General features: G+C 65.3%; 24 protein-coding genes. 10 read left to right on the top strand and 14 right to left on the bottom strand.

The window, feature by feature from the left end; genetic code table 11:
- The 3 genes from AB4061_RS30790 to prpF form a co-directional block, all read left to right on the top strand.
- Positions 1 to 161 (top strand): citrate/2-methylcitrate synthase (locus AB4061_RS30790; protein ID WP_441640003.1); only part of this gene is annotated, 161 nt, incomplete at its 5' end.
- A gap of 110 nt (positions 162 to 271) precedes the next feature.
- Positions 272 to 2,869 carry a Fe/S-dependent 2-methylisocitrate dehydratase AcnD gene (gene acnD, locus AB4061_RS30785; RefSeq protein WP_441639997.1) on the top strand — a complete coding sequence of 866 codons (2,598 nt, stop codon included), beginning with the start codon at positions 272 to 274 and terminating at the stop codon, positions 2,867 to 2,869.
- A gap of 80 nt (positions 2,870 to 2,949) precedes the next feature.
- Positions 2,950 to 4,140, top strand: a complete 1,191-nt coding sequence (gene prpF, locus AB4061_RS30780) for a 2-methylaconitate cis-trans isomerase PrpF (protein ID WP_441639996.1) — start codon at positions 2,950 to 2,952, stop codon at positions 4,138 to 4,140.
- 127 nt (positions 4,141 to 4,267) lie between these two features.
- Here prpF and AB4061_RS30775 read toward each other — a convergent pair whose 3' ends face one another.
- From AB4061_RS30775 to AB4061_RS30765, 3 genes are all read right to left on the bottom strand, one after another.
- Positions 4,268 to 4,726 (bottom strand): GNAT family N-acetyltransferase, encoded by a 459-nt coding sequence (locus tag AB4061_RS30775; protein ID WP_441639995.1) that lies wholly within the window; start codon positions 4,724 to 4,726, stop codon positions 4,268 to 4,270.
- A 329-nt stretch (positions 4,727 to 5,055) separates the two neighbouring features.
- Complete coding sequence (locus AB4061_RS30770) at positions 5,056 to 5,547, bottom strand: PaaI family thioesterase (protein WP_441639994.1); 492 nt, start codon at positions 5,545 to 5,547, stop codon at positions 5,056 to 5,058.
- Between the two features lie 36 nt (positions 5,548 to 5,583).
- Positions 5,584 to 6,021, bottom strand: a complete 438-nt coding sequence (locus AB4061_RS30765) for a PaaI family thioesterase (RefSeq protein ID WP_441639993.1) — start codon at positions 6,019 to 6,021, stop codon at positions 5,584 to 5,586.
- 120 nt (positions 6,022 to 6,141) lie between these two features.
- Here AB4061_RS30765 and AB4061_RS30760 point away from each other — a divergent pair, with 120 nt between their 5' ends.
- A complete protein-coding gene (locus AB4061_RS30760; protein WP_441639992.1) occupies positions 6,142 to 6,744 on the top strand; it encodes a TetR/AcrR family transcriptional regulator in 603 nt (200 codons plus the stop codon).
- Between the two features lie 229 nt (positions 6,745 to 6,973).
- On the opposite strand, the gene AB4061_RS30755 is transcribed toward AB4061_RS30760, so the two are convergent.
- Positions 6,974 to 7,681, bottom strand: a complete 708-nt coding sequence (locus AB4061_RS30755; protein ID WP_441639991.1) for a FadR/GntR family transcriptional regulator — start codon at positions 7,679 to 7,681, stop codon at positions 6,974 to 6,976.
- A 363-nt stretch (positions 7,682 to 8,044) separates the two neighbouring features.
- On the opposite strand from AB4061_RS30755, the gene AB4061_RS30750 reads away from it, so the two are divergent.
- The 3 genes from AB4061_RS30750 to AB4061_RS30740 all read left to right on the top strand — a co-directional run bounded on the left by AB4061_RS30750 (position 8,045) and on the right by AB4061_RS30740 (position 11,652).
- On the top strand, positions 8,045 to 8,863 hold the full coding sequence (locus AB4061_RS30750; protein WP_441639990.1) for an NAD-dependent epimerase/dehydratase family protein: 819 nt from the start codon (positions 8,045 to 8,047) through the stop codon (positions 8,861 to 8,863).
- Positions 8,864 to 9,049: 186 nt separating this feature from the next.
- A complete protein-coding gene (locus tag AB4061_RS30745; protein ID WP_441640002.1) occupies positions 9,050 to 10,348 on the top strand; it encodes an MFS transporter in 1,299 nt (432 codons plus the stop codon).
- A 215-nt stretch (positions 10,349 to 10,563) separates the two neighbouring features.
- Complete coding sequence (locus tag AB4061_RS30740; protein ID WP_441639989.1) at positions 10,564 to 11,652, top strand: porin; 1,089 nt, start codon at positions 10,564 to 10,566, stop codon at positions 11,650 to 11,652.
- A gap of 57 nt (positions 11,653 to 11,709) precedes the next feature.
- Here the strand turns inward: AB4061_RS30740 and AB4061_RS30735 are convergent, their stop codons facing one another.
- Positions 11,710 to 12,204, bottom strand: a complete 495-nt coding sequence (locus AB4061_RS30735; RefSeq protein ID WP_441640001.1) for a PaaI family thioesterase — start codon at positions 12,202 to 12,204, stop codon at positions 11,710 to 11,712.
- Between the two features lie 233 nt (positions 12,205 to 12,437).
- On the opposite strand from AB4061_RS30735, the gene AB4061_RS30730 reads away from it, so the two are divergent.
- Complete coding sequence (locus tag AB4061_RS30730; protein WP_441640000.1) at positions 12,438 to 12,662, top strand: DUF1289 domain-containing protein; 225 nt, start codon at positions 12,438 to 12,440, stop codon at positions 12,660 to 12,662.
- Between the two features lie 41 nt (positions 12,663 to 12,703).
- Here the strand turns inward: AB4061_RS30730 and AB4061_RS30725 are convergent, their stop codons facing one another.
- The 3 genes from AB4061_RS30725 to AB4061_RS30715 all read right to left on the bottom strand — a co-directional run bounded on the left by AB4061_RS30725 (position 12,704) and on the right by AB4061_RS30715 (position 17,559).
- Positions 12,704 to 13,423: an MOSC domain-containing protein gene (locus AB4061_RS30725; protein ID WP_441639988.1), complete on the bottom strand. Its 720-nt coding sequence runs from the start codon at positions 13,421 to 13,423 to the stop codon at positions 12,704 to 12,706.
- 2 nt (positions 13,424 to 13,425) lie between these two features.
- On the bottom strand, positions 13,426 to 15,888 hold the full coding sequence (locus tag AB4061_RS30720) for a penicillin acylase family protein (RefSeq protein ID WP_441639987.1): 2,463 nt from the start codon (positions 15,886 to 15,888) through the stop codon (positions 13,426 to 13,428).
- A 237-nt stretch (positions 15,889 to 16,125) separates the two neighbouring features.
- Positions 16,126 to 17,559: an aldehyde dehydrogenase family protein gene (locus AB4061_RS30715; RefSeq protein ID WP_441639986.1), complete on the bottom strand. Its 1,434-nt coding sequence runs from the start codon at positions 17,557 to 17,559 to the stop codon at positions 16,126 to 16,128.
- Between the two features lie 204 nt (positions 17,560 to 17,763).
- Here AB4061_RS30715 and AB4061_RS30710 point away from each other — a divergent pair, with 204 nt between their 5' ends.
- On the top strand, positions 17,764 to 18,378 hold the full coding sequence (locus AB4061_RS30710; protein WP_441639985.1) for a hypothetical protein: 615 nt from the start codon (positions 17,764 to 17,766) through the stop codon (positions 18,376 to 18,378).
- An 81-nt stretch (positions 18,379 to 18,459) separates the two neighbouring features.
- On the opposite strand, the gene AB4061_RS30705 is transcribed toward AB4061_RS30710, so the two are convergent.
- From AB4061_RS30705 to AB4061_RS30680, 6 genes are all read right to left on the bottom strand, one after another.
- Entirely contained in the window at positions 18,460 to 20,070 is a 1,611-nt protein-coding gene (locus AB4061_RS30705) for an ABC-F family ATPase (RefSeq protein WP_441639984.1), read from the bottom strand.
- 254 nt (positions 20,071 to 20,324) lie between these two features.
- Positions 20,325 to 21,299 carry a muramoyltetrapeptide carboxypeptidase gene (gene ldcA, locus AB4061_RS30700; protein WP_441639983.1) on the bottom strand — a complete coding sequence of 325 codons (975 nt, stop codon included), beginning with the start codon at positions 21,297 to 21,299 and terminating at the stop codon, positions 20,325 to 20,327.
- Entirely contained in the window at positions 21,296 to 21,988 is a 693-nt protein-coding gene (gene tadA / locus AB4061_RS30695) for a tRNA adenosine(34) deaminase TadA (RefSeq protein ID WP_441639982.1), read from the bottom strand. Before tadA ends, ldcA begins: the two co-directional genes overlap by 4 nt.
- A 22-nt stretch (positions 21,989 to 22,010) precedes the next feature.
- Positions 22,011 to 22,487, bottom strand: coding sequence for a 6-carboxytetrahydropterin synthase QueD (queD, locus tag AB4061_RS30690; RefSeq protein ID WP_006159634.1), 477 nt, complete (start codon positions 22,485 to 22,487; stop codon positions 22,011 to 22,013).
- Between the two features lie 58 nt (positions 22,488 to 22,545).
- Positions 22,546 to 23,193: a 7-carboxy-7-deazaguanine synthase gene (queE, locus tag AB4061_RS30685; RefSeq protein WP_441639981.1), complete on the bottom strand. Its 648-nt coding sequence runs from the start codon at positions 23,191 to 23,193 to the stop codon at positions 22,546 to 22,548.
- A gap of 237 nt (positions 23,194 to 23,430) precedes the next feature.
- The gene (locus AB4061_RS30680) at positions 23,431 to 24,336 is read right to left on the bottom strand and encodes a LysR substrate-binding domain-containing protein (protein ID WP_441639980.1); all 906 of its coding nucleotides are present in this window, start codon (positions 24,334 to 24,336) and stop codon (positions 23,431 to 23,433) included.
- A 105-nt stretch (positions 24,337 to 24,441) separates the two neighbouring features.
- Between AB4061_RS30680 and AB4061_RS30675 the strand changes: the two genes are divergently transcribed.
- Positions 24,442 to 25,644, top strand: coding sequence for an MFS transporter (locus AB4061_RS30675; protein WP_441639979.1), 1,203 nt, complete (start codon positions 24,442 to 24,444; stop codon positions 25,642 to 25,644).
- The last annotated feature ends 110 nt before the right edge of the window (positions 25,645 to 25,754 follow it).

The following is a 25,754-nucleotide window of genomic DNA, read 5'->3' as shown; positions in this document are numbered from 1 at the left end:
TGCCCACCGCCATGTTCACCCCGCTGTTCGTGATCGCGCGCACCTCGGGCTGGGCTGCGCATATCATCGAGCAACGCATCGACAACAAGATCATCCGCCCCAGCGCCAACTACACCGGGCCGGAAAACCTGAAGTTCGTGCCGATCAAGGATCGCAAGTAATCCAGCCGGCTGCCGGTTTGCTCCCCTGTACCGCCTGTGGGAGAAGGGGGTAGTTGGCCGCAAAGCTGCGCCACTACCCCCTGATCGTTACTCTCTTTCGCCCCTACAAAATGAACACTGCAAACCGCAAACCGCTGCCCGGCACCCAGCTGGATTTCTTCGACACGCGTGCCGCGGTCGACGCCATCCAGCCGGGCGCTTATGACAAGCTGCCGTACACGTCGCGCGTGCTGGCCGAGAACCTCGTTCGCCGCTGCGACCCGGCAACGCTGACCGATTCCCTCAAGCAGATCATCGAGCGCAAGCAGGAGCTGGACTTCCCCTGGTTCCCGGCGCGCGTGGTCTGCCATGACATCCTGGGCCAGACCGCGCTGGTCGACCTCGCCGGGCTGCGCGACGCCATTGCTGCCCAGGGCGGCGACCCGGTCATGGTCAACCCGGTCGTGCCGACGCAGCTGGTGGTGGACCACTCGCTGGCCGTCGAGTGTGGTGGTTTCGATCCCGATGCGTTCGCGAAGAACCGCGCCATCGAAGACCGTCGCAACGAAGACCGCTTCGACTTCATCAACTGGACCAAGAAGGCCTTCAAGAACGTCGACGTGATTCCGCCGGGCAACGGCATCCTGCACCAGATCAACCTTGAGCGCATGAGCCCGGTGGTGCAGGTGAAAGACGGCGTGGCCTTCCCCGACACGCTGGTCGGCACCGACTCCCACACCCCGATGGTTGACGCGCTAGGCGTGATCGCCATCGGCGTGGGCGGCCTGGAAGCTGAAAGCGTGATGCTGGGCCGCGCTTCCTGGATGCGCCTGCCGGACATCATCGGTGTGGAGCTGACCGGCAAGCCGCAGCCGGGCATCACCGCGACGGACACCGTGCTGGCCCTGACCGAATTCCTGCGCAAGGAAAAGGTCGTGTCGTCCTACCTCGAATTCTTCGGCGAAGGCACCACCCACCTGACGCTGGGCGATCGCGCCACCATCTCCAACATGGCGCCGGAGTTTGGCTCCACCGCCGCGATGTTCTACATCGACGAGCAGACCATCAAGTACCTCAAGCTCACCGGCCGCGACGACGCGCTGGTCAAGCTGGTGGAAACGTATGCCAAGAAAACCGGCCTCTGGGCGGACAGCCTGAAAAATGCCGAGTACCCGCGCGTGCTCAGGTTCGACCTGTCCACCGTGGTGCGCAACATCGCCGGCCCGTCCAACCCGCACAAGCGCGTGCCCACCTCCGAGCTGGCCGCGCGCGGCATCAGCGGCAAGGTCGAGAACGAGCCCGGCCTGATGCCGGACGGCGCGGTGATCATCGCTGCCGTCACCAGTTGCACCAACACCAACAACCCGCGCAACATGGTGGCCGCCGGGCTGCTGGCGCGCAACGCCAACAAGCTCGGCCTCACCCGCAAGCCGTGGGTGAAGAGCTCGCTGGCGCCGGGCTCCAAGGCGGTCACGCTCTACCTGGAAGAAGCCAACCTGCTGCCGGAACTGGAGCAGCTGGGCTTTGGCGTGGTGGCGTATGCCTGCACCTCCTGCAACGGCATGTCCGGCGCGTTGGACCCGGTGATCCAGAAGGAAGTCGTGGACCGCGACCTGTATGCCACCGCCGTGCTGTCCGGCAACCGCAACTTCGACGGTCGCATCCATCCGTATGCCAAGCAGGCCTTCCTGGCCTCGCCGCCGCTGGTGGTGGCCTACGCCATTGCCGGCACCATCCGCTTCGATATCGAGAAGGATGTGCTGGGCACCGACGCCGATGGCAAGCCGGTGACGCTGAAGGACATCTGGCCGTCCGACGAAGAGATCGACGCGGTGGTTGCCGCCAGCGTGAAGCCAGCGCAGTTCCGCAAGGTCTACGAGCCAATGTTCGCCGTGACCGCCGACACCGGCGAAAAAGCCAACCCGCTGTACGACTGGCGCGAAATGAGCACCTATATCCGCCGCCCGCCCTACTGGGAAGGCGCATTGGCTGGCGAACGCGCGCTCACCGGCATGCGGCCCCTGGCCGTGCTGGGCGACAACATCACGACCGACCACCTGTCGCCATCCAACGCCATCATGCTCGATAGCGCAGCCGGCGAGTACCTGGCCAAGATGGGCCTGCCGGAGGAGGACTTCAACTCCTACGCGACCCACCGCGGCGACCACCTGACCGCGCAGCGCGCCACCTTTGCCAACCCCACCCTGAAGAACGAAATGGTGGTGGTGGACGGCAAGGTCAAGCCAGGCTCGCTTGCCCGCATCGAGCCAGAGGGCAAGGTCACCCGCATGTGGGAAGCCATCGAGACCTACATGGCCCGCAAGCAGCCACTGATCGTTGTTGCCGGCGCCGACTACGGCCAGGGCTCCTCGCGCGACTGGGCCGCCAAGGGCGTGCGCCTGGCCGGCGTGGAGGCGATCGTGGCCGAAGGCTTCGAGCGCATCCACCGCACCAACCTGGTCGGCATGGGCGTGCTGCCGCTGGAGTTCAAGCCTGGTGTCAACCGCACCACGCTGGGCATCGACGGCACCGAGACCTACGACGTGATCGGCGAACGCACGCCGCGCTGCGAGCTCACCCTGGTGATGCATCGCAAGAACGGCGAGCGCGTGGAAGTGCCGGTGACCTGCCGCCTCGATACCGCGGAAGAAGTGTCGATCTACGAAGCCGGCGGCGTGCTGCAGCGCTTTGCGCAGGACTTCCTCGAATCGTCGAAGGCCGCTGCGTAAGCGCGCGCAGGCGCATCGACCAGCAACGTGTTCGGGCGGTATGGCAACGTACCGCCCGCTTTCATCAGGACGAGTATTCCATGGCCCACGTACCCCAGATCAAGATCCCCGCCACCTACATCCGTGGCGGGACCAGCAAAGGCGTGTTCTTCCGTCTGCAGGATTTGCCCGAAGCCGCGCAAGTGCCGGGCGCCGCCCGCGACGCGCTGCTGATGCGCGTCATCGGCAGCCCAGATCCCTACGGCAAGCAGATCGATGGCATGGGTGCTGCTACCTCCAGCACCAGCAAGACCGTCATCCTCTCAAAAAGCAGCAAGCCCGATCACGACGTCGACTACCTGTTCGGCCAGGTCTCCATCGACCAGCCGTTTGTCGACTGGAGCGGCAACTGCGGCAACCTCTCCGCCGCCGTCGGCCCCTTCGCCATCAGCGCCGGCCTGGTCGACCCCAGCCGCATCCCGCACAACGGCGTGGCCATCGTGCGCATCTGGCAGGCCAATATCGGCAAGACCATCATCGGGCACGTACCCATCACCAATGGCGCCGTGCAGGAAACCGGTGACTTCGAGCTGGACGGCGTGACCTTCCCCGCCGCCGAAGTCCAGCTCGAGTTCATGGATCCGGCAGCCGAGGAAGACGGCGCCAGCGGCGCCATGTTCCCCACCGGCAACCTGGTCGACGACCTGGAGGTGCCGGGCGTCGGCACGCTCAAGGCCACCATGATCAATGCCGGCATCCCGACCATCTTCCTGAATGCGCAAGCCATCGGCTACAAGGGCACGGAGCTGCAGGACGCCATCAATGGCGATGCCAAGGCCCTGGCGATGTTCGAGACCATTCGCGCCCACGGCGCGGTGCGCATGGGTCTGATCAAACATATCGATGAGGCGGCCACCCGGCAGCACACGCCGAAAGTCRCCTTTGTCGCCGAGCCGGCCGACTACGTGGCCTCCAGCGGCAAACAGGTTGCGGCCGGCGACGTCGACCTGCTCGTGCGCGCCTTGTCCATGGGCAAGCTGCATCACGCCATGATGGGCACGGCCGCGGTCGCCATCGGCACCGCGGCGGCCATCACCGGCACGCTGGTGAACCTGGCTGCCGGCGGTGGCGAGCGCAACGCAGTGCGCTTCGGCCATCCCTCGGGCACCTTGCGGGTGGGCGCCGAAGCCAGCCAGGTCGATGGCGAATGGACCGTGACCAAGGCCATCATGAGCCGCAGCGCCCGCGTGCTGATGGAAGGATGGGTGCGCGTGCCGGGCGACGCGTTCTGAAGCACGCTGACGTGGCCGCACGGGTTTCACGCTGGATGCGTTTGAGCGGGTGCGCCATGTCCTTAGGTGCGTAGCTGCGTAGATGTGTAGTTCCAGGGGACCCGGCCCCATGCCGGCCCCCTGCGTTTCAGCCCGCCATGGGCGCCTTGATGACAAAGCCGCGCTCGCGGTCGCCGTCGAATCCCGCCGCGACATACAGCCGATGCGCCGCCTCGCGCTGCGCCCCCGACAGCATCATGACCTTGCAGCAGCCCGCCTGCCAGGCCAGCGCCAGAGCATGACGAAGCATCGCCAGGCCAATCCCGCGCCCACGCCAGGCGGCTGCGGTCACCACATGTTCGAGCAGCCCGATCGGTTGGCCGAGCCTGGGCAGGCTCGGGATGATTGCCAGCATGCAGGTTGCGGCGAGCTTGCCACCGTGCTCCGCCACCACAAGGCGCGTTGCATCGCTCTGCAGCACGCGTGCCAGCGCCTGCGCGGCCGACGGGCCATCAAAGTCCGGATCTGCCGGCCGCAGCTCCCTGTAAAGCAAGAGCAAGCCATCCAGGTCATCCAATCGTGCTACGCGGAAATTCGTGTCGGTCATGGCGGGCACATTTTGCAAGGCACGCGTAGTCTGCGCGGCTAGCCACGGCGCTCGCCACCGGGACAATCCCGAAGCTGCCACGATCTGCAACGATCGCCAGAGTGGACCAGCATCTCCCGCCCTGTCCGCGCCGCTTGAATGGCAGTCCGGTCGCGTAGCGAGCGGACTGCCATTTTCCATTTGCGCCGTACCTCTCGCCCTGCAGGCTTGCCTGGCTAGCCGAAGCCGCGCGCGGCGGGAATTGCGGGATCTCATGAGATGGCACCGGTCGGGTCGTAGGAGGCAAATGCCTGGCCGTTAATTGCGCTAATGAAGCCAGATCAAGCATCTCAATCGTGCGGCACGGGTGGCTTGGCGGTCTGTGGCTCGACAGGCACGAAGATGACCTCGCCCGAGGCCACCAGCCGCAGCTCGCCGCCGGCCTGCTCCGCGAACACTTCCGCCCTTGCAAACACCTGCCGCTTGCCTGCCTTGGTCACGCTGGCCCGCGCCACGAACGCCTGCCCCACGGCCGGTGCCATGCAGTTCACCGAATAGTGGGAAGCCATCACCGGCCCACCTACCGTGGTGGCCGCGAACCCGCAGGCGGTATCGACCAGGGCGCCGATCACGCCCGCATGGAGGAATCCCGCGTATTGCGTGGCTTGGTCATGCCAGGCCATGCGCAGTTCCGCCGCCCCGCCCTGCGCGCTGATCACCTCGAAGCCCAGCCACCGGTTGAAGGCGGCAGCCTGGTTGACACGCTTGACCGTGTCCAGCGAATAGGCGCCGCTGGTGATCGCACTGGTGGTCGCGCTGGTGCCGCTCGTATCTGCTGTCATTGCATTACCCTGCCTGATTGAGATCCAAGGAAAAACTCACTGCATGGCCCGGAAAGTCGCGTTGGCCCTGCCGCAAGCCACGCCGTCGGCGGTGACGAAAGCCTGGGCAAAGCACAGCGTGCCGCCGACCTTGGTGAATGACGTTTCGAACATCAGCCACTGCCCGATCCTTGCGACGTTGAGGAAGTCGATCGACAGGTTCACAGTGACCAGGCTGCGCGGCTCGGCGAATTGCATGCCGCACGACAGCCCCATGGCGTTGTCCGCCAAGGCCGTGATCAGCCCGCCATGAGCAAAGCCGCGTGCGTTGGTGTGGGCCTGGGCGAGCTTCACCGCCAGCACGATGGCCTGGTCCGAGCGCCTCGAGTACAGCGGCTCCCAGGGGTCGGTCAACGGACTATGGCGAAAATGCGGCGCGAAGCCGGCGGGAAGGTCGGCGGGAAGGTCGGCATGTTCGGCCGTGGCACTGGTCATCGTGGTGTCTCCTGGTCGTATCGTTGAGGCTGTGATGGCTCAACCACTATTTTTAATGTAGACCAGTCTATATAATTTTTGCAGGATATCAACCCCGCCAACGACCGAGGACTTCATCACATGGCCGCCCAAGCTAAACATCGGGACAAGATCGTCCGCGCCGCCGCCGTGCTCTTTCGCCGGTATGGCTACGCCGCCAGCGGCACCAATGACATCGTTGCATTGAGCGGCGCGCCAAAAGGCTCGCTCTATCACTACTTCCCGAGAGGTAAGGAGCAGATCGCCGAGGAAGTCATCGTGTACGCCGGCGAACTCGTGCGTGCGACGCTCGCGCAGCTATGCTCGGAACACGACTCGCCGGGCGCGATCGTGCGGGCCTACGGCGTCTTGATGGCTGGCTGGATGGCCCAGTCTGACTATCGTGACGGCTGCCCGATCTCCACCATCCTGCTGGAAATCGCCCCGGAAGCCGAGGGCGTGGCAGCAGCAGGCAACGCGGCCTTTGCCGCATGGGAAGCCGTGCTGGCGGATGCCTTCGCGGCGCGCGGAATCCCGGGGGTACGCGCCACCGAGCTCGCCGGCCTGGTGATCTGCGGCTGGCAAGGGGCACTGACGCTTGCCAAAGTCGCCAGGAGTGGCCAGCCGATCCGGCGTGCAGTGGATGAACTGGCGCGACAACTCGACGCCGAGCCGCGGAACATCGCCCAGGGCCAGCCCGGCTGATACCGCCTGCGGGCTCGGTCCGGCAGCCCCCAAGCGCCACCCCATGACAACTGATGTCTGACAACAAAAAATACGTTATTAGCCCTCTCTGCGCCAGGCTGCCAGCTGGGATCGGCATCGAAGCCCCTTGATTCATGACCGTGCCCGCGAAAGAAAGCCACGCCGTTGGACTTCGGTAAAGTTGTTATACAACTTGAAGGAAGAAAGTACACCAACGCACGACCGCGAGTCAGGCCCCCTCGAAAATTCGGCGCCGGGCATTCTCGATATGCCGTCGCATCGCGATCGAGGCTTGAGTCGGCGACCGCTGCACGATCGCCTCGATGATCGCCAGATGCTCCGCCTGGACCTGCTCGAAGCGCGTGGGATTGCGCGTCTGCCCCAGGTTACGGGCCAGTTCCATGCACTGGCGAATCGGGCCGAGCGCATGCTCGACCGTGGGCACGAAGAAAGGATTGTGAGATGCCCGCGCAATGGCCAGGTGCAACTGCAGATCCTCCTCCACGCCCGATGTTTCGCTTTCCTGCGTGCGGTCCAGCGCGGCGTAGGCGGCGCGAATGGCGTCGATGTCCGCATCGGTGCGCATCTGCGCTGAAAGCTCAGCCACGCCGACTTCCACACAAAGGCGGAACGCGTAGTAATGCTCGATATCGGCGATGCTGGATATCTGGGGGGTGACCGGCTGCCCGCGCACCGGCATGCGCTGGATATAGCTTCCGGATCCTCGCCGCGAGACCACGATGCCTTCGGATCGCAAGCGCGACAGGGCCTCCCGCACGGTTGTCCGCGATACCGCATAACGGCCGGCCAGATCGTCTTCCGTCGGTAGCTTCTGGTCCGCGGAAAACTCTCCCCGCAGGATCGCTCCGATGATCAGCTTGCAAACCTGCTCCGAAAGACTGGTGCTGTCGGTTGCCGTCAATACCAATTCGTCCACACCTCGCTCCTGCTGCTTCGCCGGTTGGCCGGCGCATGGATTGTTGCGCAAGCTGTCAGACTAACATACTGCATGCCGGGTCCATCAACAGTTCCTCACGCCAATTCACTTTATAAATATGGCTATTAAGCCATCTTACGTCAGGGGTAAACCCGATTTCTCCATGGTTGTCGTTGACAAGACTTTGAAATCCTAAGAAAGTTGTCCTACTTTATATTCACTTGTCGTACAAATAACTCTAGCCTATGTTGTATGACATCCCATAAATAGCTGCAAGACCGGCTTAGCTGGCACGCGCGATGGGATCGGAGCGCGAACGCTCCATACGCCAGGCCAAACCAAACAAGACGGAGATTTCATATCGTGACCAAGATTGCATTAAGCGGCGCCGGTGGCCAGTTGGGCACCGTGCTGCGGACCGCCCTGCTGGCGCGAGGCTATAGCCTGCGTTCGTCGGGCAACTCGCAGTCGCTCGCACCGGTCGCCGAGGGCGAAGAGGTAATGCGTGGCGACTTGCGCGACCCAGCCGTGGTCGACCGCCTGCTGGACGGTGTCGACGTGTTGATCCACATGGCTGGCACGAGTGTCGAGCGCCCCCTGCCGGAGATCATCGACAACAACCTGCGGGCACTCGTCGAGGTCTATGAGGGCGCGCGGCGCCAGAAAGTCGGCCGCATCGTGTTCGCCAGCTCCAATCACACGATCGGCATGTATCCGGTGGACCAACAGCTCTCGACCGACTGCGAGTTTCGCCCGGATGGCTTTTACGGTTTGAGCAAGATGTGGGGCGAAGGGCTTGCCCGTCTCTACTGGGACAAGCACGGCATCGAGAGCGTCTGCGTGCGCATCGGCAGCTGCGTGGAAAAACCGCAAGAGTTTCGGCATCTGAGTACCTGGCTGGGACACGAAGATTTCGTGCATCTCATCGAGCAGGGCATCACGGTGCCTGACCTTGGCTTCCTCGTCGTGTGGGGCGTCTCCGCCAATGCGCGCAGCTGCTGGAACAACGATGGCGCGGCGCGCCTGCACTACCAGCCCAAACAGAATGCCGAAGATTTCGCCGAAGAGATTCTCGCCGGCCCGAACCCGCTCGATGCCATCGGCCGCCAATACCAGGGCGGCAGTTTCGCGAGCATCGATTTCACGCCGGAGGCGCAGCGGCATGGCGGCGCGCACAGGTAGCGCGTAAGCCAAGCGGCTTGATTTCTACCTGATCCGATACCCCCCTGATATCCCCCCGCCGAGGATCCCTGGCCGCTCTCTTTAGCCGCCTGACCTGCGTGGATTGGTGCTGGGGCCAACCAGGATCGAGAACGACATGGAGCGGCACACGGCTTTGCCGCGAATCCATAAATACAAGGAGACATGATGAAACACATAAAGGGCATGCGCTGGTGGATGGTCAGCCTGGTCACGATGGGCCTGATCGTCAACTACCTGGCGCGCAATACGCTATCCGTTGCCGCACCGACGATGATGTCGGAGCTGCATATGACGACCCAGCAGTACTCCTATGTGGTCGTGGCCTGGCAGGTCTGCTACGCCATGATGCAGCCGGTCGCGGGCCTGGTACTGGACGCCATCGGCACCAAGATCGGCTTTGGGATCTTTGCGCTGGCGTGGTCGCTGGCATGCGCCGCCGCCGCATTGGCCTCGGGCTGGCAAGGCCTGGCGTTCTTTCGCGGCTTGCTTGGCCTGGCCGAAGCCGCCGGCATACCCGGTGGCGTAAAGGCGACGACGGAATGGTTCCCCGCCAAGGAACGCTCGATCGCCATCGGCTGGTTCAACATCGGCTCGTCGATCGGCGCCCTGTGCGCCCCGCCGCTGGTCGTGTGGACGATCCTGAACGGCGGCTGGCAACGGGCCTTCATCATCGTCGGCGCGCTGGGCGTGGCATGGACCGTGCTGTGGATGCTCTGCTACAAGCATCCGAAGAATCAGCAGCACCTGTCGGAGCAGGAACGCGAGTACATCCTTGCCGGCCAGGAGGCACAGCACAAGGATGCCAACGTGGCCAAGGCTAGCTGGCTCGAGATCATGCGCAGCCGGAATTTCTGGTCGATCGCGATCCCCCGCTTCCTGTCGGAGCCGGCCTGGCAGACCTTCAACGCCTGGATACCGCTTTACATGGCAACCGAGCGCCATATGAACATCAAGGAGATCGCGATGTTCGCATGGCTGCCCTTCCTTGCCGCCGACATCGGCTGCGTGCTGGGGGGCTATCTCAGCCCGTGGTTCCACAAGCACCTCAAGGTGTCGCTGTTTACCTCGCGCAAGCTGGTCATGCTGGTCGGCTGCCTGGCGATGATCGGTCCGGCCTGCGTTGGCCTGGTGGACAGCCCGTACAGCGCCATCGCACTGTTGTGCGTCGGCGGCTTCGCCCACCAGACCTTGTCGGGCGCGCTCTACTCGATCACGTCCGACGCGTTCGGCAAGAACGAAGTGGCGACAGCCACCGGCCTGGCCGGCATGAGCGGCTACCTGGGCGCCACCCTGTTCACGCTGCTGTTCGGCATCGCCGTCACGCATATCGGCTACAGCCCGCTGTTCGTCCTGCTGGCAGTGTTCGACCTGATCGCCGCCGCCATCGTCTTCCTGATGGCGCGTGAACGCGCTGCGCCCGCCGCGGCGGCGGCCAACCTCGGCTCCCCCGCACTCCACTCCTGACGCCTGACGAAACACAGGCAGCGACAAGCCTCCTTGGCCCGAACGCTCGCTCGTTCGCGGCCCAGGCGAAGTGCTGCCCACGATTGGCGGATGCACGCCCACCAGTACGGCGCAGGGCGCACGAATAGCGGCTCGCGGCTAGCGGTTGTGCAAAGACATCGGCACGGGACCAGCCGTGCTCGAAAAAACCAAGAACTCTAGACGAGATCGTTGAAATGAGAATGAAATTGCTTGCGGCCACGATGGCTGCCCTGGCCGCTGGCGGCGCAAATGCTCAGTCGAGCGTGACGCTGTATGGTGTGGCGGATGCCGGCCTCGAATACACGAACAAATCCTCCGCGACAGCCGCTGGCGCTCCCGGCGGCAACGCTTACCGGTTGACCTCGGGCAATCAGTCAGGCTCGCGTTGGGGCATGCGCGGCGTCGAGGATATCGGCGGCGGCCTGAAGGGCATCTTTGTCCTGGAAAGCGGTGTGAACTTCGACACCGGCGCGTCGGGCCAAGGTGGCCGCCTCTTCGGGCGCGCAGCCTATGTGGGCCTCCAAAGCCCGTACGGCACGTTCACCCTGGGCCGCCACACGACCCCGTTCTTCGACTTCGGCCTGCTCTACGATCCGATGGCGATCTCGACACGCTACGGCATTACCTCGACCGCGCCGGAATTTGGCTCGCGTGCCGACAACAGCGGCAAGTACATCGGCACGTTCGGCGGCCTGACCGTGTCCGGCCTTTACAGCTTTACCAACAATGGCAACGAAGTGCCTGGGGCATTCACCAACGGCCGCGAATACAGCTTCCTGGCCAGCTATGCGGCGGGTCCCTTGGCGGTGGGCGCGGCTTATGACCAGGCGAATAACACCGCCGCCGCCAGTGCGCAGATGATTCGCCGTGCCACCGCGGCTGGCTCTTACACGCTGGGGGCTGCCAAGGCATTCCTGGGCTACCGTTGGGCAAAGGCTTACAACGGCGCCTCGCTGCCCGGCGGCCAGTTCGCCAACGGCGGGTCGAACCTGTACTGGACAGGCCTGGCCTACCAGCTGACCCCGGCATTTTCGCTCACGGGCGCCGCGTACTACCAGGACTTCCGCAATAGCGGTGCCGACCCATGGGACTTTGTCGCGACAGCGGATTACGCCTTGTCCAAGCGCACCGACCTTTACGCTTCCCTGTCTTACGTCAAGAACAAGGGCAACTCGAACCTGAGCGTGAACGGCTTCAACAACAACAGCCCGACCGATAGTGCGTACGTTCAGGCTGGCGCGAGCCAGATTGGCGCGACGGTCGGCATTCGCCACAAGTTCTGATCCGGTGCGAGACGCCGGCATCCTGACCGATGCCGGCGGCGCGGCGGGGGCGCCAATTCAGGACGTCCCCTCTCTCAGGAACAAGGTGCTGCTCATCAAGGCCTTGGCGACCAGTTCAGCCTGGTTCTCCCCTTCGGCATAGACCGAGACCTCGGTCGCCACCTGGCGGCGCCCTCTGCGCACCACGCTGGCAACAGCGCGCAGGTTGGCCGCGCGGGCCGCTTCGAGATACTGGATATGCAGCGAACTTGTGGCGCCACCGCGCAGGTTGCCGGCATCGGCGCCCGAAGCCGCCGCTGCCGCGCCCGCCACGTCGATCAGGGTGGCGATCACGCCGCCGTGCACGATCTCGCCGACCGTCACGTTGTCGGCCCGGAACGGCAGCAGCAATTCCACCTGGTCGACAGCCAGTACATCCAGCGTGATGCCCAGGGCGCGGGCCACGGGCGAGCCCATCAGCACCTGCTCGACGGTGTGGCGGATACGGGGGTCGACAGGCGGCGTGGCGGCGGCGCTCGCGGCGCTGGACAAGACGGGAATCAGGGACAGCATCATGGGCTCCTCGGGGTGATCGGTACGATCAGGCTGGCTCCAGCGTAAGCGCGCCGGCGGCGCCGCTCAATTACCTCCCACGTCATCAACCGGCGGCCAGGACCGCGCAGCCAGCCGTTTATAATGAGCGCCCATCCGCCCCGCCACCCAGCCGCATGCCGTCAAACCCGCACGACCCCAGCCAATCCGCCCAGCTAACCGATGGGCAGCCGGAGTCACAGCCGGAATCACAGCTGAAATCACAACCGAATTCACCACGCGGCGACGAGAGCCTGTTCGACCGCCCGGACAGCCCGTGCATCGGCATCTGCTCGACCTTGTTCGACGAGATCTGCCAGGGTTGCGGGCGCAGTGCCATGGAAGTCAGCAACTGGGTCTTCATGGACGACGCGGAAAAGCAGGCCGTGTGGGAACGCATCACGCGCGAGGGCAAAGGCAAGCGCTTCCGCCAGGGCTGAGCCAGGGCCGATGCTTCCGCCCGCGGTGGCCCAGCTTAGGCTCAACCACCTGCCAGCCGCCGCTCCATATCCTCCACCTCGCGCCGCTCCAGCCGCTGGCGTGCCAGCTTGCGCCAGTTCTCGGCCAGCGCCGGCAGCGCCGCCATGGCGCACAAAGCGCCCGCATCCAGGCGATCCACATAGAGCGCATGCAGCAGCCGCTGCAGGCTCCAGTCCGGATACGGCCGCTCGACCAGCACCAGGCTGTCGCCCCGCACCAGGCCGCCCTCTTCCAGCACCCGGTAGTACCACCCCGTGCGCAGGCTTTGCTGGACCGCGCGCGCCATGCCGGCGTGCCCGAACCGATGGTTCAGCTTCCAGCAAGGCTGGCGTGCCTGCGACACCTCGACCAACGCCCCGCCCAGGCGAAAACGATCGCCAATGCAGACATCGGCCTCGGTCAGGCCAGTGGTGCTCACGTTCTCACCAAACGCGCCAGGCCGTGCCAGTACCTCTGCCGCCTGCGTGGATAGCGGCGAAAGTTCTTCGCGCCAGGCGGGATAGTGATCGAAGGCGTAGTGGTGGATGGCCTTTTCCGGGCCGCCATGGTGCTTGGGGTCTCCCTGCCCGTCTCCGGCCAAACCCAGCACGGTAACGCGCACCGCCCCGTCCACCGCATGCTTGTCGATGCCGCTAGGCACACCCTTTGGCCCAAACGGGCGCACAGTGCCCAGCAACACGCAGCCAATGGGAATGGACACCTCAGTCATAGTCATAGTCATAGTCATTGCCTGCCGGCCGGCTGCAGCACCAGCGTGTCGAAGGCCTCATTGCCCGGCGCGCGGCGGCCCGGCGCCATGGTGATGTACTGCACCGCGGCCCACTTGTCGGTCCAGTCGCGGTAATGGGTCGACGTCACATTGCCCGATTGCCCGGTCGAATTCATGAAGCGCGACTCGGCCAGGTCGGACAGGTCGTAGATGGCGCGCAGGCTGGCCGCGTGCACGCTCTCGAACGGCGCCGCCTCGTCGCGCAGGTTGTGGCGCCCCACGTTGACCGTATAGGTGTCGCCGCCACTGGGTACCTTGACGTTGAACAAACCCGCCAGGTAAGACTGTTTGCCGAACGGCTTGTGCTCGGAGCGGGCCGCATGCGCCTGGCCCCAGCGCCAGCGCTCAGGCTTGTCGCCGTAGCGCCGGTCCAGGTCGGCAATGGCAAGGTGCCAGGCTTTGGCCACGGCATCGTCGCAGCTCTCCGGCGCCGGGGTCATGTTGTTGTCGCACCAGAATGCGCCCTGCCCCCGCGGATTGCGCAGTACGTTGAGCATGGGCTGCTGCACGTTACGCTGCTCCCACAGGCGGTTGAACAGCGTATCGCCGACCTTGTCCTCGAACAGCACGCGCGACAGCCTGCGCAGCCATGCGGTTGCCACCAGCGGCTCGGACAGCCTGGCCTGCATATCGCCATCCCATTTGCGCAGCGACTCGATCAGCGCGCGCTCGCGCTCGGGCAGGGCCGGGTCGCTGGCGAAGGGAGATGCCAGCAGCAGCGGCAAGGCATCGCGCACGGCGAGCGAGAGCGTGTCTTTCTGGATCGCGCCAAAGCTGTCCATGGTGTGCCGCTCGGTGGCGTCGATCAGCGTGCGGATGCGCTGGTAGCGATACGGCACGGTCCATTCGCTGGTCAGGAAATACGGGTAGTCGTCCTCGACGATCTTCTGGTTGGCGGTGGCAATCACGCCCTCGGGCGGATTGAAGCTGCGCGGTAGTTGCTCGAAGGGGATAAAGCCCGTCCAGTCGTAGCGCGCATCCCAGCCGGGGGCCGGCGCCAGCCCTTTCAGGTCATTGTCGGCGCGGCGCAGCGGCACACGGCCCGGCGCGATAAAGCCGATGTTGCCGTCGACGTCGGCGTAGACAATGTTCTGCTGCGGCGAATGGAAATCGCGCAGCGCCGCCAGGAAGCTGGCCCAGTCGGTGGCGCGGTTCAGCGCCAGCCCGGCCTGCACGGTCCGGTCGTCGGCACGCAGCGCGCTCCACTGGAAGGCCACCACGTACTGCGCCCCGAGCGGGGCCGCGGCGGTCGCCACCGGCTCGGCCGCATCCGAAATCACCGGGCCGTGGCGCGTCTCGCGCACGTTCAGCGTTACGTCGGGCGCGCCCTTGACGTGGATGGTCTCGGTGCGCGTGATGAAGTCTGCCCAGCCGTCCGGAGTCTGGTAACGCTGTGTGCTGCCAGGTTGCACGCGCTCGATATAGAGATCCTGCACGTCCGGCGCGGTATTGGTGAAGCCCCAGGCGATGCGCTGGTTATGCCCGAGCACCACCGCCGGCATGCCAGGCAGCGTGGCGCCTGTGACATCCAGCCCGGGAGCCTGCATCTGGGCGAAGTACCACAGCGCCGGCGCCTGCAGCCCGAGGTGCGGATCATTGGCCAGCAGCGGCTTGCCCGAACGGGTATGGGCGCCCGACACCACCCAGTTGTTCGAGCCCATGCCCTCCACATAGCCTGCCGGCGCCTGCTGCTCGACACGCGCCATGGCCGTGGCCAGCGGCGCCAGGTGCCGGTAGAGATTGCCGTAGTCCATGGTGCGCAGCGGCCGTTCGCCTGGATACGGCGCCAGCAGCTCGTTGATGCGCGACACGGGCAGCACCTGCGCCAGCCGCATGCGCAACGTCTCCTGGGTCCAGTTGCCGCCCAGGTCCCACGCCATCATGGTCTGCCAGGCCAGCGTATCGGCCGGCTCCCAGCGCTCGGGCTGGGTACGCAAGATCAGGAACTCCGGCGGCAACGGCCCCTTGCGGCCATCGATATAGGCATTCACGCCATCGGCATAGGCCTGCAGCATGGCCCGGGTCTCAGCGGAGGATTGGGCCAGGATGGCTTCGGCGTTGCGCCGCACGCCCAGGGTGCGCAGGAAACGGTCGGTATCCAGCGCGCTCGGCCCCAGGATTTCCGCCAGGCGGCCGGACGCGATGCGCTTGTTCATCTGCAACTGCCACAGCCGATCCTGCGCGTGGACGAAGCCGAGCGCAAAGTAGGCATCCTGCGCATTGGCCGCCTTGATATGCGGCACGGCATGACGGTCCCGAACGATCGATACGCTCTCGCGCAGGCCGGGCAGCTTCAGCGTGCCCGCGGTCTGCGGCTGCGATGCCTGGCGATACCAGACATAAGCGCCAAAGGTGCCGACCAGCAGCAGTACCGCCAGCGTCAACACCAGCCAGGTCAGCCGTTTCAACCAACGCATCGATCCCTCTCCCCGCGTGGCGTGTCGCGCCCGCGCTTTTATTTATGTTTTTGGTCCCGTGTTTCTTGCCCCGTCCGCAGGCCGGCGTTCAGTCCCACGCTCAGTCCAGCTTGCCGGCCAATGGAACTTCGGCATTATCGCCGAATCATGCAGGCAACCAACGTGAATCGAGCCAGCGAACCCACCCATGAAAAATGCCCGGACCAGCCGGGCATCGTTCCTCGCCAGCCGCCGGCCTCAGGCAGCCGGCTTCTTCATCTGCAGCGACTTGTACTCGAGGAATTCCTCGAGTCCGTACTTGCCGGCCTCGCGCCCGTTGCCGGACTGCTTGTAGCCGCCAAACGGCGCCTGCATGTTGAACGGGCCACCGTTGATGTCGACCTGGCCGGTGCGGATCCGGCGCGCCACGCGGATGGCGCGCGCCTCGTCGCCCGACCACACGCCGCCGCCCAGCCCGTAGATGCTGTCGTTGGCGATGCGCACGGCATCTTCCTCGGTGTCATAGCAGATGATCGACAGCACCGGGCCGAAGATCTCTTCCTGCGCCACCGTGGCCTTGGGATCGACATTGCCCAGCACCGTCGGCTTGACGAAAAAGCCCTTGTCCAGCCCTTCGGGCGCCTCGGGGCCGCCTGCAACCAGCTCGGCGCCCTCGTTGATGCCGCGCTGGATATAGCCGGTCACGCGGTCCTTCTGCGCGGCCGAGATCAGCGGGCCAAGGCGGCTGGTTTCGAGCAGCGGGTCGCCCACGGTATAGCCCTCGACCACCTTCTTGGCAATGGCCTTGACCTCTTCGTAGCGCGCGCGCGGCACCAGCATGCGGGTATGCGCCGAGCAGGTCTGCCCGGAGTTGAGGAAACAGGCGCCAACGGTACCCTTGACCGCGGCAGCCAGGTCCGCGTCGTCCAGGATCACCGAAGCGGACTTGCCGCCCAGCTCCAGCGCCACGCGCTTGACGCTCTGCGCGCCCAGCTCGGACACCCGCTTGCCGGCGCGCGTGGAACCCGTGAACGACACCATGTCGACTTCCGGGTGGCTGGCCAGTACCTCGCCCACCACCGGACCGTAGCCGGTGACCAGGTTGAACACGCCCGGCGGCAGCCCGGCGGCTTCGATCACCTCTGCCAGCACGWAGGCATTGAGCGGCGCCACTTCCGACGGCTTGAGCACGACCGTGCAGCCCGCGGCCAGCGCCGGCGCCACTTTCAGCGTGATCTGGTTGAGCGGGTAGTTCCACGGCGTAATGGCCGCGACCACGCCCACCGGCTCGCGAACCACCAGGGAATTGCCGACTTCTTCCTCGAACGCGAAGGTATCGAGCAGCTTGGCGGCCTGTGCCCAGTTGTAGACCGGGCCGCCCACCTGAATGGCCCGCGCCATCTTGATCGGCATGCCGACTTCGCCGGCGATCAGTTGCGCCAGTTCCTCGCTGCGCGCCTTCAGGCCCTCCGCAATCTTGCGGATATAGTCCGCGCGCACGCTGGGCGGCGTGGCCGACCAGCTGTCGAAGGCGGCTCGCGCTGCCTGGATGGCATCCTCGGCGTCACGCGCGTGGCCTTCGGGGATACGGCCCATGACGGCTTCGGTCGTGGAGTGGATGACGTTGATCAGGCCGGTACCGTGCGGGGCAATCCACTTACCGTTGATAAAGAGTTTGTCTCGTTGTTGCATGGCCACAGTTTTCAGTTGGGTGAATAGGCGGGTGCAAATTTTGTTACTTTTATGGTGCACCACATTGTAGTGCGCTTTGGCGACTCGTTTTTTTGCAGCGCGCCAGCAGCCCAAACAACGTGGCGATAATCGGCCGGCGAGCCGCATGGCGAAAAGTGCAGCACACAGTACTGCACTGGCCGGTCTATAACAATGGAGCGAGACATGACCGACCCGGTTTTTCATAAGACCGAGCAAGGCCAGGATGAAATCCGCACGCGCGCGCGCAAGCTGGACCATAAACTGCGCGCCTTGCTGCTGATCGTCAATGGCGAGCGCCGGCGCAGCGAGCTGCTGGCCCAGACCGGCGGCATGGGCGTGGGGCCGGAGAGCATCGACGCCCTGCTGGCTGCCGGGCTGATCCGCGCGGAGAATGCGCCACAGCCTGCGGCAGCGGATACCCGCCCCGCAAGCCCGCCAGCCAGCGTGGATCACCATGGCGATGCCAAGGCCGACAGCCTGTTCTCCATGTACAGCATGCGTGGTGCCAATGTGCCGTCATGGGACGACGCCTTGCCCGCGCCAGCCTCCCCGCAACCCGCGGGCGGCACTTACCAGCGGCTTTATCACTTCTATACCGATGTCATCGGCCATCACCTGGGCCTGCGCGGCTACCTGCTGCAAGTCAAGGTGGAAAAGGCCGGCAGCCCGGCGGAACTGGCGGCGCTGCGCGACCCGCTATACAGCGCCTTGCACAAGGCCAAAGGGGAGATTACCGCCGGCGCCATCATCGACCAGCTCGACAGGATGGTGCGCGACGACGGGCATGCATCGGCCTGAGTGGCCGCAATGGCTCCCGGCCGCAAAAACAAGAAGGGCCGCGCTTGGCGGCCCTTCTTGTTTGCCCGAGGCTTTTGCTGCTTAGTCGTTGATACCCTGCGATTCCAGGTACTCGTCATACGTACCCAGGTAATCGGTCAGCGTGCCGTCGTTGCGCACTTCGATCACGCGCGTGGCCAGGCCGCTCACGAACACACGGTCGTGCGAGACGAAGACCAGCGTGCCGGTGAACTTGTCCAGCGCGATCTGCAGCGATTCGATCGATTCCATGTCCATGTGATTGGTCGGCTCGTCGAGCGCCAGCACATTGTGGCGGCCCAGCATCAGCTTGCCCCAGATCATGCGGCCCTTCTCGCCGCCGGACAGCACCTTGACCGACTTCTTGATGTCGTCGGCCGAGAACAGCAGGCGGCCCATGGTGCCGCGCAGCGACTGGTCGTCGTCGCCGGCCTGGGTCCACTGGCTCATCCAGTCGATCAGGTCGCGGTCGACCGGGAACTCCTCGAAGGTGTCCTGCGGCATATAGCCGACATTGGCGTTCTCGGCCCACTTGATGGTGCCGCGATCGACTTCCACGCCGCCCTTGACGGTGCTGCCCAGCAGGCTGCGCAGCAAGGTGGTCTTGCCGGCGCCGTTCTCGCCGATGATGGCCACGCGCTCGCCGGCCTGGATCGCCATCGACAGGTTGTTGATGACCTTGCGGTCGTAGGTCTTGGTGACGCCTTCCGCTTCCACCGCCAGGTTGTGCAGCTTCTTGTCGAACTCGAAGCGGATGAAGGGATTCTGGCGCGACGACGGCTTGATGTCCTCGACCTTGATCTTGTCGATCTGCTTCAGGCGCGAGGTGGCCTGGCGTGCCTTGGACTTATTGGCCGAGAAACGGCGCACGAAGTCCTGCAGTTCGCCGATACGCTCCTTGGCACGGCTGTTGGCCGCCAGTTGGCGTTCGCGCGCCTGCATGGAGGCTTCCATGTAGTCGTCGTAGTTGCCCGGGTAGACCTTGAGCGTGCCGTAGTCCATGTCGGCCATGTGCGTGCACACGGAGTTCAGGAAGTGGCGATCGTGGGAGATGATGATCATGGTGGAATTGCGCTCGTTGAGCACTTGTTCCAGCCAGCGGATCGTATTGATGTCGAGGTTATTGGTCGGCTCGTCGAGCAGCAGCACGTCCGGGTTCGAGAACAGGGCCTGTGCCAGCAGCACGCGCAGCTTCCAGCCCGGCGCCACGTTGCTCATGGTGCCCTGGTGCTGGTCGGTGGGGATGCCCACGCCCAGCAGCAGCTCGCCGGCACGTGCTTCGGCCGTGTAGCCGTCGTACTCGGCATACTTGGCCTCCAGCTCGGCGGCCTTCATGTAGTCTTCGTCGGTGGCTTCCGGGTTGGCGTAGATCGCGTCGCGCTCGGCGGCGGCGGCCCACATCTCGGTGTGGCCCATCATGACCACGTCCAGCACGCGCATGTCTTCATAGGCGAACTGGTCCTGGCGCAGCTTGCCCAGGCGCACGCCCGGCTCCAGCATGACGGTGCCGGCGGACTGCTCGAGATCACCGCCGAGGATCTTCATGAAGGTGGACTTGCCGCAACCGTTCGCGCCGATCAAGCCGTAGCGGTTGCCCTCGCCGAACTTGACCGAGATATTCTCGAACAACGGCTTGGGGCCGAACTGCATGGTGATGTTTGCGGTAGAAAGCACGTCTGGGACCTTGTATGGATGATGAGGCGCGGGACTTGCCGCGCTTGCCTCGGGCTGCCGCCCTGCTGATGGCTGCGCAAATGGCTGTGCGAATTGCTAATTGCCAATTGCTTAGCCTGGCTTGCTTAGCTGCATGAACGGCACAAAGCCAGGCATGGCAACCTGGCGGCGCGTTGGCGCGGGGCCCGGGCAGGGAAATCGGGAAACAACCGGCGATTTTACCACTGGCGGGCAAAGGAACGAAGCGATAAGCCTCAGATGCGGGCGCAAGGCGCCGCTTTCAACACCGGGTAACCCGACAGCGACAGCGAAAACCCGTCCGCACGTGCGCTCAACTGCGCCTGCCCTCCCACCGGCAGGGTCAACTTGCGCGGGCAGTGGCCGAACGGCAGGCCGGTGAGGACCGGCACCGACAAGCGCTCCTGCATGTACGCCACCACGGCGGGCAGGTCGTAGCCGTTGTCGTAATCCGTCACGCGGTAATTGGAAAAGTCGCCCAGCAGGATCGCGCGCTGCGCGCCGAGCACGCCAGCCTGGTCCAGCTGCAGCAGCATGCGCTCGACCCGGTAAGGCGGCTCGTTGACGTCTTCCAGGAACAGGATGCCGCCCTGCACCGCCGGCATGAACGGCGTGCCCAGCAAGCTGCACAGCATCGCCATGTTGCCGCCCCACAGCGTGCCCGACAACGCGCCCGTAAAAGGCTGGCCGCCAGCCTGCGGCGCATCCACGTCGATGGTGTAGGCCGGATCGCGCAGCACGCCGTTGAAGTGCTGCCACATGAACGGATCGACCACGTCCGCGCCAAAATCCGCCAGCAGCATCGGACCGGCAAAGGTAACGCCGCCAGTGGCCGCCAGGTACGCCAGCTGGAAGGCCGTGAAATCGCTGTGGCCGACGATGGGCGTCTGGCTGGCGCGCGCCTGCTCGGCAATGCGGGCAAAGTCCACCTGCTCCAGCAGCCGTGCAATACCGTAGCCGCCGCGCACAGCCAGCGTCAGCTCGTGCGCCGCGCCGGTGCCGATGGCATGCAGGTCGGCCAGCCGTTCGGCATCGCTGCCGCCAAAGCGCAGGTAGCGGCGCGCCAGCACATCCGGGTTGCCGACATGAAAGCCCTGCCCTTTGAGCCAGGCGCAGCCGCGCGCGGCGATGGCGACGTCGTGCGGATAGCCGGAAGACGCAATCAGGCGGACTTCGGTGGCTGGCGTGGGCGTAGGCGTGGGCTGGCTCATGCGTCGGGGTTCTGGTTTGGGTCGGTGTCGGTGTCGGTGTCGGTGTCGGTGTCGATGGAGGCAGCAGGCGCGGCAGCGGCGCAATGCGCGCAGGCAGGCGCATCGCTGGCCCCCACGGCCTGCGCGGCTTCTTGCCCGGCTTCTTGCGCCGCCTTCTGCGCGGCCTTCTGGGCCCGGCGCCTGCCGCCGAAGAAATCCTTCAGCATCCGCGAGCACTCGTCGGCCATCACCCCGCCGGCAATGGTGGTCTGGTGATTGAGCTGCGCCTGCTCGAACAGGTTCAGCACACTGCCCGCGGCGCCGGTCTTGGGATCGCTGGCGCCAAACACCACGTGACGAATCCGCGCATGCAGGATCGCGCCGCTGCACATCACGCAGGGTTCCAGCGTCACGTACAGCTCGCACTCCGGCATGCGGTAGTTGCCGATCACGCGGGCAGCGGCGCGCAGCGCCTGCATTTCAGCATGCGCGGAAGGATCGACCGAGCGGATCGGCAGGTTGTGGCCGCGCGCGATGATGGTGTCGTTCCACACCACGACCGCGCCCACCGGGACTTCGCCAGCGGCTTCGGCCAGGCGCGCTTCGTCAAGCGCGGCCTGCATATAGCGGCGATCGCGCGCAAGCGCAGGATCCATGGAAAGATCCGGGCTTGCCAGGCTGGCCTCGGGCGGCAGGGTCGGCTCGGTCATCGCGGCTGCGTCATGCGGCGAGTCAGTCCTGCGCCGGCAGGCTGAAGGCAGCGCTGACCTCGGCCCAGCAGTTCGGGGTCTCGAACAGCACCAGGCGGGTGAGCTGCAACTGGTGCCCGAAGCAATCCTTGAACACCGGGGCCAGCATGTCAAAGGCGATCTGCGCCAGGTTCTCCACGGTCGGGATGGCATCGAGCACCACCGTCTTGTGCCCGTCCATGGTCTGCAGGAAGTTCAGCAGCGCGGTATCGCCGCGATGGATCAGGAAAGCGTGGTCCCACTTGGACACCAGGTGTTCCGTGGCCAGCGCCTTGATATCGCTGAAGTCCAGGATCATGCCCTCGTCCGAGGCGCCGGCGCGATGCAGCACCTCGCCCGACAGCGTCAGGTCCAGGCGATAGCGATGGCCATGGATGTTGCGGCACTGGCCGCCATGGTTGGGAATGCGGTGGCCGGAGTCGAACTCCAGACGGCGGGTAATGGAAACTTGCTTGTTCATGTGGGCCAATGGGTGCCGAGGTGTGCCGGTGCGTACCGGCGCGATTTGCGCGATTTGCCTACCGGATGCCGAGCAGCTTGTGGGTCTGCAGCGAAAGGCGCCAGAGCGGACGGCGCTGGCAGAACTCCACCGCCAGCGCGGTATTTTGCCGTGCCAGCGGGCCGTCCATGGCCTGCACCAGGAAATAGCGGAAATCAAGGCGCTCGTATGCGGCGAAATCCTGGCCATCCTGCGGGATCACCACCTTGAGTTCGTCGCCGCGCCTGACCACCAGTTCGGAGCCCATCTTGGGGCTCACGCAAACCCAGTCGATGCCCTCGGGCACCGGCAATGTGCCATTGGTCTCGATGGCGATCTCGAAGCCGCGCGCATGCAGCGCGTCGATCAGCGGCGCATCCAACTGCAGCAGCGGCTCGCCGCCCGTGCAGACCACCAGCGGACGCCCGGCGCCGCTGCTATCCACAGCCTGTGGCCACTGGGCCGCTACCTTGTCGGCGAGCGCCTCGGCGGTGCGGTACTTGCCGCCCTCGGTGCCATCGGTGCCAACGAAGTCGGTGTCGCAGAACTGGCAGACCGCGCTGGCACGGTCTTCCTCGCGCCCACTCCAGAGATTGCATCCGGAGAAGCGGCAGAACACGGCTGCGCGGCCCGCGTTGGCGCCTTCGCCCTGCAGTGTGTAGAAGATTTCCTTGACGGCGTAAGTCATGCTGGCTGGTAAAGCTCTGGTAGCTCTTGTAGGTCGTGCTGTGGGTGGTGCAGTGAGGCAGTCGGTGCAGGCGCGCGGCGAATGCCGGGCGGGCAACTGGCGACGCGTGGCGACTATTGGCCAGGAAACTGCGGCGAACTCGCTATTTTCGCACAGGAGCGCAATCCGCTCCAGCCGCCTCCTTGATTTCCCCTATTGCCAAGGCCACGCTCAGGCGCTGGCGCTTGGCCCGCCGGCCTAAAGTTGCGCCCAAGCCGCCTCGCGCAGCTTGCCGCCAACAAAATCCAGGAAGCTGGCGATGCGCGCCGAAAGCTGGGTGTTGAGGTAATAGACCGCGTTGATCGACTGACGTTCGTCGATGGTGTGCGCCATCAGCACCTGCACCAGGTCGCCGCGGCGCCGGTCCGCGTCGGTCATGAAATCCGACAGGCAGACCAGGCCCTCGCCCGCCAGTGCCAGCTGGCGCAGGGTTTCGCCGCTCGATGCCGACAGATGCGGCGTGATCTGCACCTCTTCGCCCACGGCGCCGCGCAGGGGCCAGCGATTGAGCGATTCGGGCTGGTTGAAGCCGATCAGGCTGTGCCCGGCAAGGTCCGCCACGCTTTCCGGGCGGCCCCGCGCCTTGAGATAGGCTGGGCTGGCCAGCACGCGCACACGGCTGCTGGCCAGCGCGCGGGCATGCAGGGTGGAGTCCCGCAGCGCGCCGATACGGATCGCCACGTCGGTACGATGCTCGAGCAGGTCGATGATCTGGTCGTTGGTATTGAGCTCCAGCTCGATTTCCGGATAAGCCCGGCGGAATTCCCCGACCAGCGGCACGATCGCGTGCAGCATGAAAGGGGACGCCGCATTGACCCGCAGCCGCCCCGCCGGCCGCTGGCGGCGCACGGCCATCTGCTCCTCCGCCAGTTCCACCGAAGCCAGGATCGCGCGCGCGTGGGCCAGCAGTGCCTCGCCCTCCTCGCTCAGCGCCAGCCGGCGCGTGGTCCGGTGCAGTAGGGTGGTGCCCACCTTGTCTTCCAGGCGGCTCAGCGCACGGCTGATGCCGGAGACGGTCTGCCCCAGTTGCTCGGCCGCAGCCGTGATGGAGCCGCTGTCCACCACGGTGGCAAAGGCCTGCAGTTCTTCGAGTGTGATCTTCATTGTTGAATACTAATCAAATATCTTATCCAGATCACCCACTTAATCTGCAAGAAAGACAGCGGCAAACTGCGTCCATCCTAATTCCGGACGCTCCTGGAGCCCACCATGCCCATTGCCCTGTTCGCGCTGACCATCAGCGCGTTTGCCATCGGGACCACCGAATTCGTCATCGTCGGCCTGATCCCCACCATCGCCGCCGATCTGCACATCACGCTGCCATCGGCCGGCCTGCTGGTGAGCCTCTATGCGCTCGGCGTGGCCATTGGCGCCCCGGTGCTGACCGCCCTCACCGGCCGCCTGCCGCGCAAGGCGCTGCTGGTATCGCTGATGGCCCTGTTCACGCTGGGCAACCTGCTGGCGTGGAAGGCGCCCGGCTACGAATCGCTGATCCTGGCGCGTATCCTGACCGGCCTGGCCCACGGGGTGTTCTTCTCGATCGGGTCCACCATCGCCACCAGCCTGGTGCCGAAGGAAAAGGCCGCGAGCGCCATCGCCATCATGTTCACCGGCTTGACCGTGGCGCTCGTCACCGGCGTGCCGCTGGGCACCTTGATCGGCCAGCATTTCGGCTGGCGCGAGACCTTCCTCGCGGTGTCGGCGCTCGGCCTGGTCGCCCTTGTCGGCAGCGTGATGTTTGTCCCGGCCAATATCCGCCACGGCGCCCCCGCCTCGTTGCTGCAACAAGCCAAGGTGCTGGCCGAGCCGCGCCTGCTGCTGGTCTACGCCAAGACCGCGATCGGCTATGGCGGCTCGTTCATCCCCTTCACCTTCCTCGCCCCCATCCTGCAGGACGTATCGGGCTTCAGCGCCAGCGCGGTCGGGCTGGTGATGCTGGTGTACGGCGTGTCGGTCGCCGCGGGCAACATCTGGGGCGGCCGCCTGGCCGACCGCCACGGCCCCATTGCCGCGCTCAAGATCGTGTTCCTGCTGCTGTCCATCGTGCTGTTTGCGCTGACCTTCACCGCGCCGCACCGCTGGCTGGTGGTTGCGACCGTGCTGGCCTGGGGCGCCGTTGCCTTCGGCAATGTGCCGGCGCTGCAGGTCTATGTGGTCAAGCAGGCGGAGCGCCATGCGCCGGGTGCCGTCGATGTGGCATCGGGCCTCAATATCGCCGCCTTCAACCTGGGCATTGCCGGCGCGGCCTGGGCCGGCGGCCTGATCGTGACCCATTTGGGCCTGATGCATACACCGTGGATTGGCGCGCTGGTGGTACTGGCGGCGCTTGGCCTGACCGCGCTGAGCGGGCGCCTGGACCGGCTGGAGCAACACCCCTTGGGCGAGCGCAAGCTGGCCGCCGCCAGGGCCTGACCCCGGCGCATCACGCCTGTGCCAGCACGGATGGACACACCGCCGCGCCGCTTCGGGCCGGGATAGGGTAACAGGCTTTGCACCCCGGTCACCGTCAGGCCGGCGCCGAT

Source organism: Cupriavidus sp. YAF13 (genome assembly GCF_052113425.1).
Taxonomy (GTDB): Bacteria; Pseudomonadota; Gammaproteobacteria; order Burkholderiales; family Burkholderiaceae; genus Cupriavidus.
The sequence above is the reverse complement of the archived record's forward strand: the minus strand, read 5'-3'. Positions and strand labels throughout refer to the sequence as shown.

Excerpts from the sequence above, each read along its gene's own strand:
- AB4061_RS30745 (WP_441640002.1), top strand. The coding sequence starts at position 9,050 with ATGAAACACATAAAGGGCATGCGCTGGTGGATGGTCAGCCTGGTCACG.
- AB4061_RS30775 (WP_441639995.1), bottom strand. The coding sequence starts at position 4,726 with ATGACCGACACGAATTTCCGCGTAGCACGATTGGATGACCTGGATGGC.
- acnD (WP_441639997.1), top strand. The coding sequence starts at position 272 with ATGAACACTGCAAACCGCAAACCGCTGCCCGGCACCCAGCTGGATTTC.
- queE (WP_441639981.1), bottom strand. The coding sequence starts at position 23,193 with ATGACTTACGCCGTCAAGGAAATCTTCTACACACTGCAGGGCGAAGGC.
- tadA (WP_441639982.1), bottom strand. The coding sequence starts at position 21,988 with ATGACCGAGCCGACCCTGCCGCCCGAGGCCAGCCTGGCAAGCCCGGAT.
- AB4061_RS30720 (WP_441639987.1), bottom strand. The coding sequence starts at position 15,888 with ATGCGTTGGTTGAAACGGCTGACCTGGCTGGTGTTGACGCTGGCGGTA.
- AB4061_RS30675 (WP_441639979.1), top strand. The coding sequence starts at position 24,442 with ATGCCCATTGCCCTGTTCGCGCTGACCATCAGCGCGTTTGCCATCGGG.
- AB4061_RS30760 (WP_441639992.1), top strand. The coding sequence starts at position 6,142 with ATGGCCGCCCAAGCTAAACATCGGGACAAGATCGTCCGCGCCGCCGCC.
- ldcA (WP_441639983.1), bottom strand. The coding sequence starts at position 21,299 with ATGAGCCAGCCCACGCCTACGCCCACGCCAGCCACCGAAGTCCGCCTG.
- AB4061_RS30735 (WP_441640001.1), bottom strand. The coding sequence starts at position 12,204 with ATGCTGTCCCTGATTCCCGTCTTGTCCAGCGCCGCGAGCGCCGCCGCC.
- AB4061_RS30680 (WP_441639980.1), bottom strand. The coding sequence starts at position 24,336 with ATGAAGATCACACTCGAAGAACTGCAGGCCTTTGCCACCGTGGTGGAC.
- queD (WP_006159634.1), bottom strand. The coding sequence starts at position 22,487 with ATGAACAAGCAAGTTTCCATTACCCGCCGTCTGGAGTTCGACTCCGGC.
- AB4061_RS30740 (WP_441639989.1), top strand. The coding sequence starts at position 10,564 with ATGAGAATGAAATTGCTTGCGGCCACGATGGCTGCCCTGGCCGCTGGC.
- AB4061_RS30765 (WP_441639993.1), bottom strand. The coding sequence starts at position 6,021 with ATGACCAGTGCCACGGCCGAACATGCCGACCTTCCCGCCGACCTTCCC.
- AB4061_RS30710 (WP_441639985.1), top strand. The coding sequence starts at position 17,764 with ATGACCGACCCGGTTTTTCATAAGACCGAGCAAGGCCAGGATGAAATC.
- AB4061_RS30725 (WP_441639988.1), bottom strand. The coding sequence starts at position 13,423 with ATGACTATGACTATGACTGAGGTGTCCATTCCCATTGGCTGCGTGTTG.
- AB4061_RS30770 (WP_441639994.1), bottom strand. The coding sequence starts at position 5,547 with ATGACAGCAGATACGAGCGGCACCAGCGCGACCACCAGTGCGATCACC.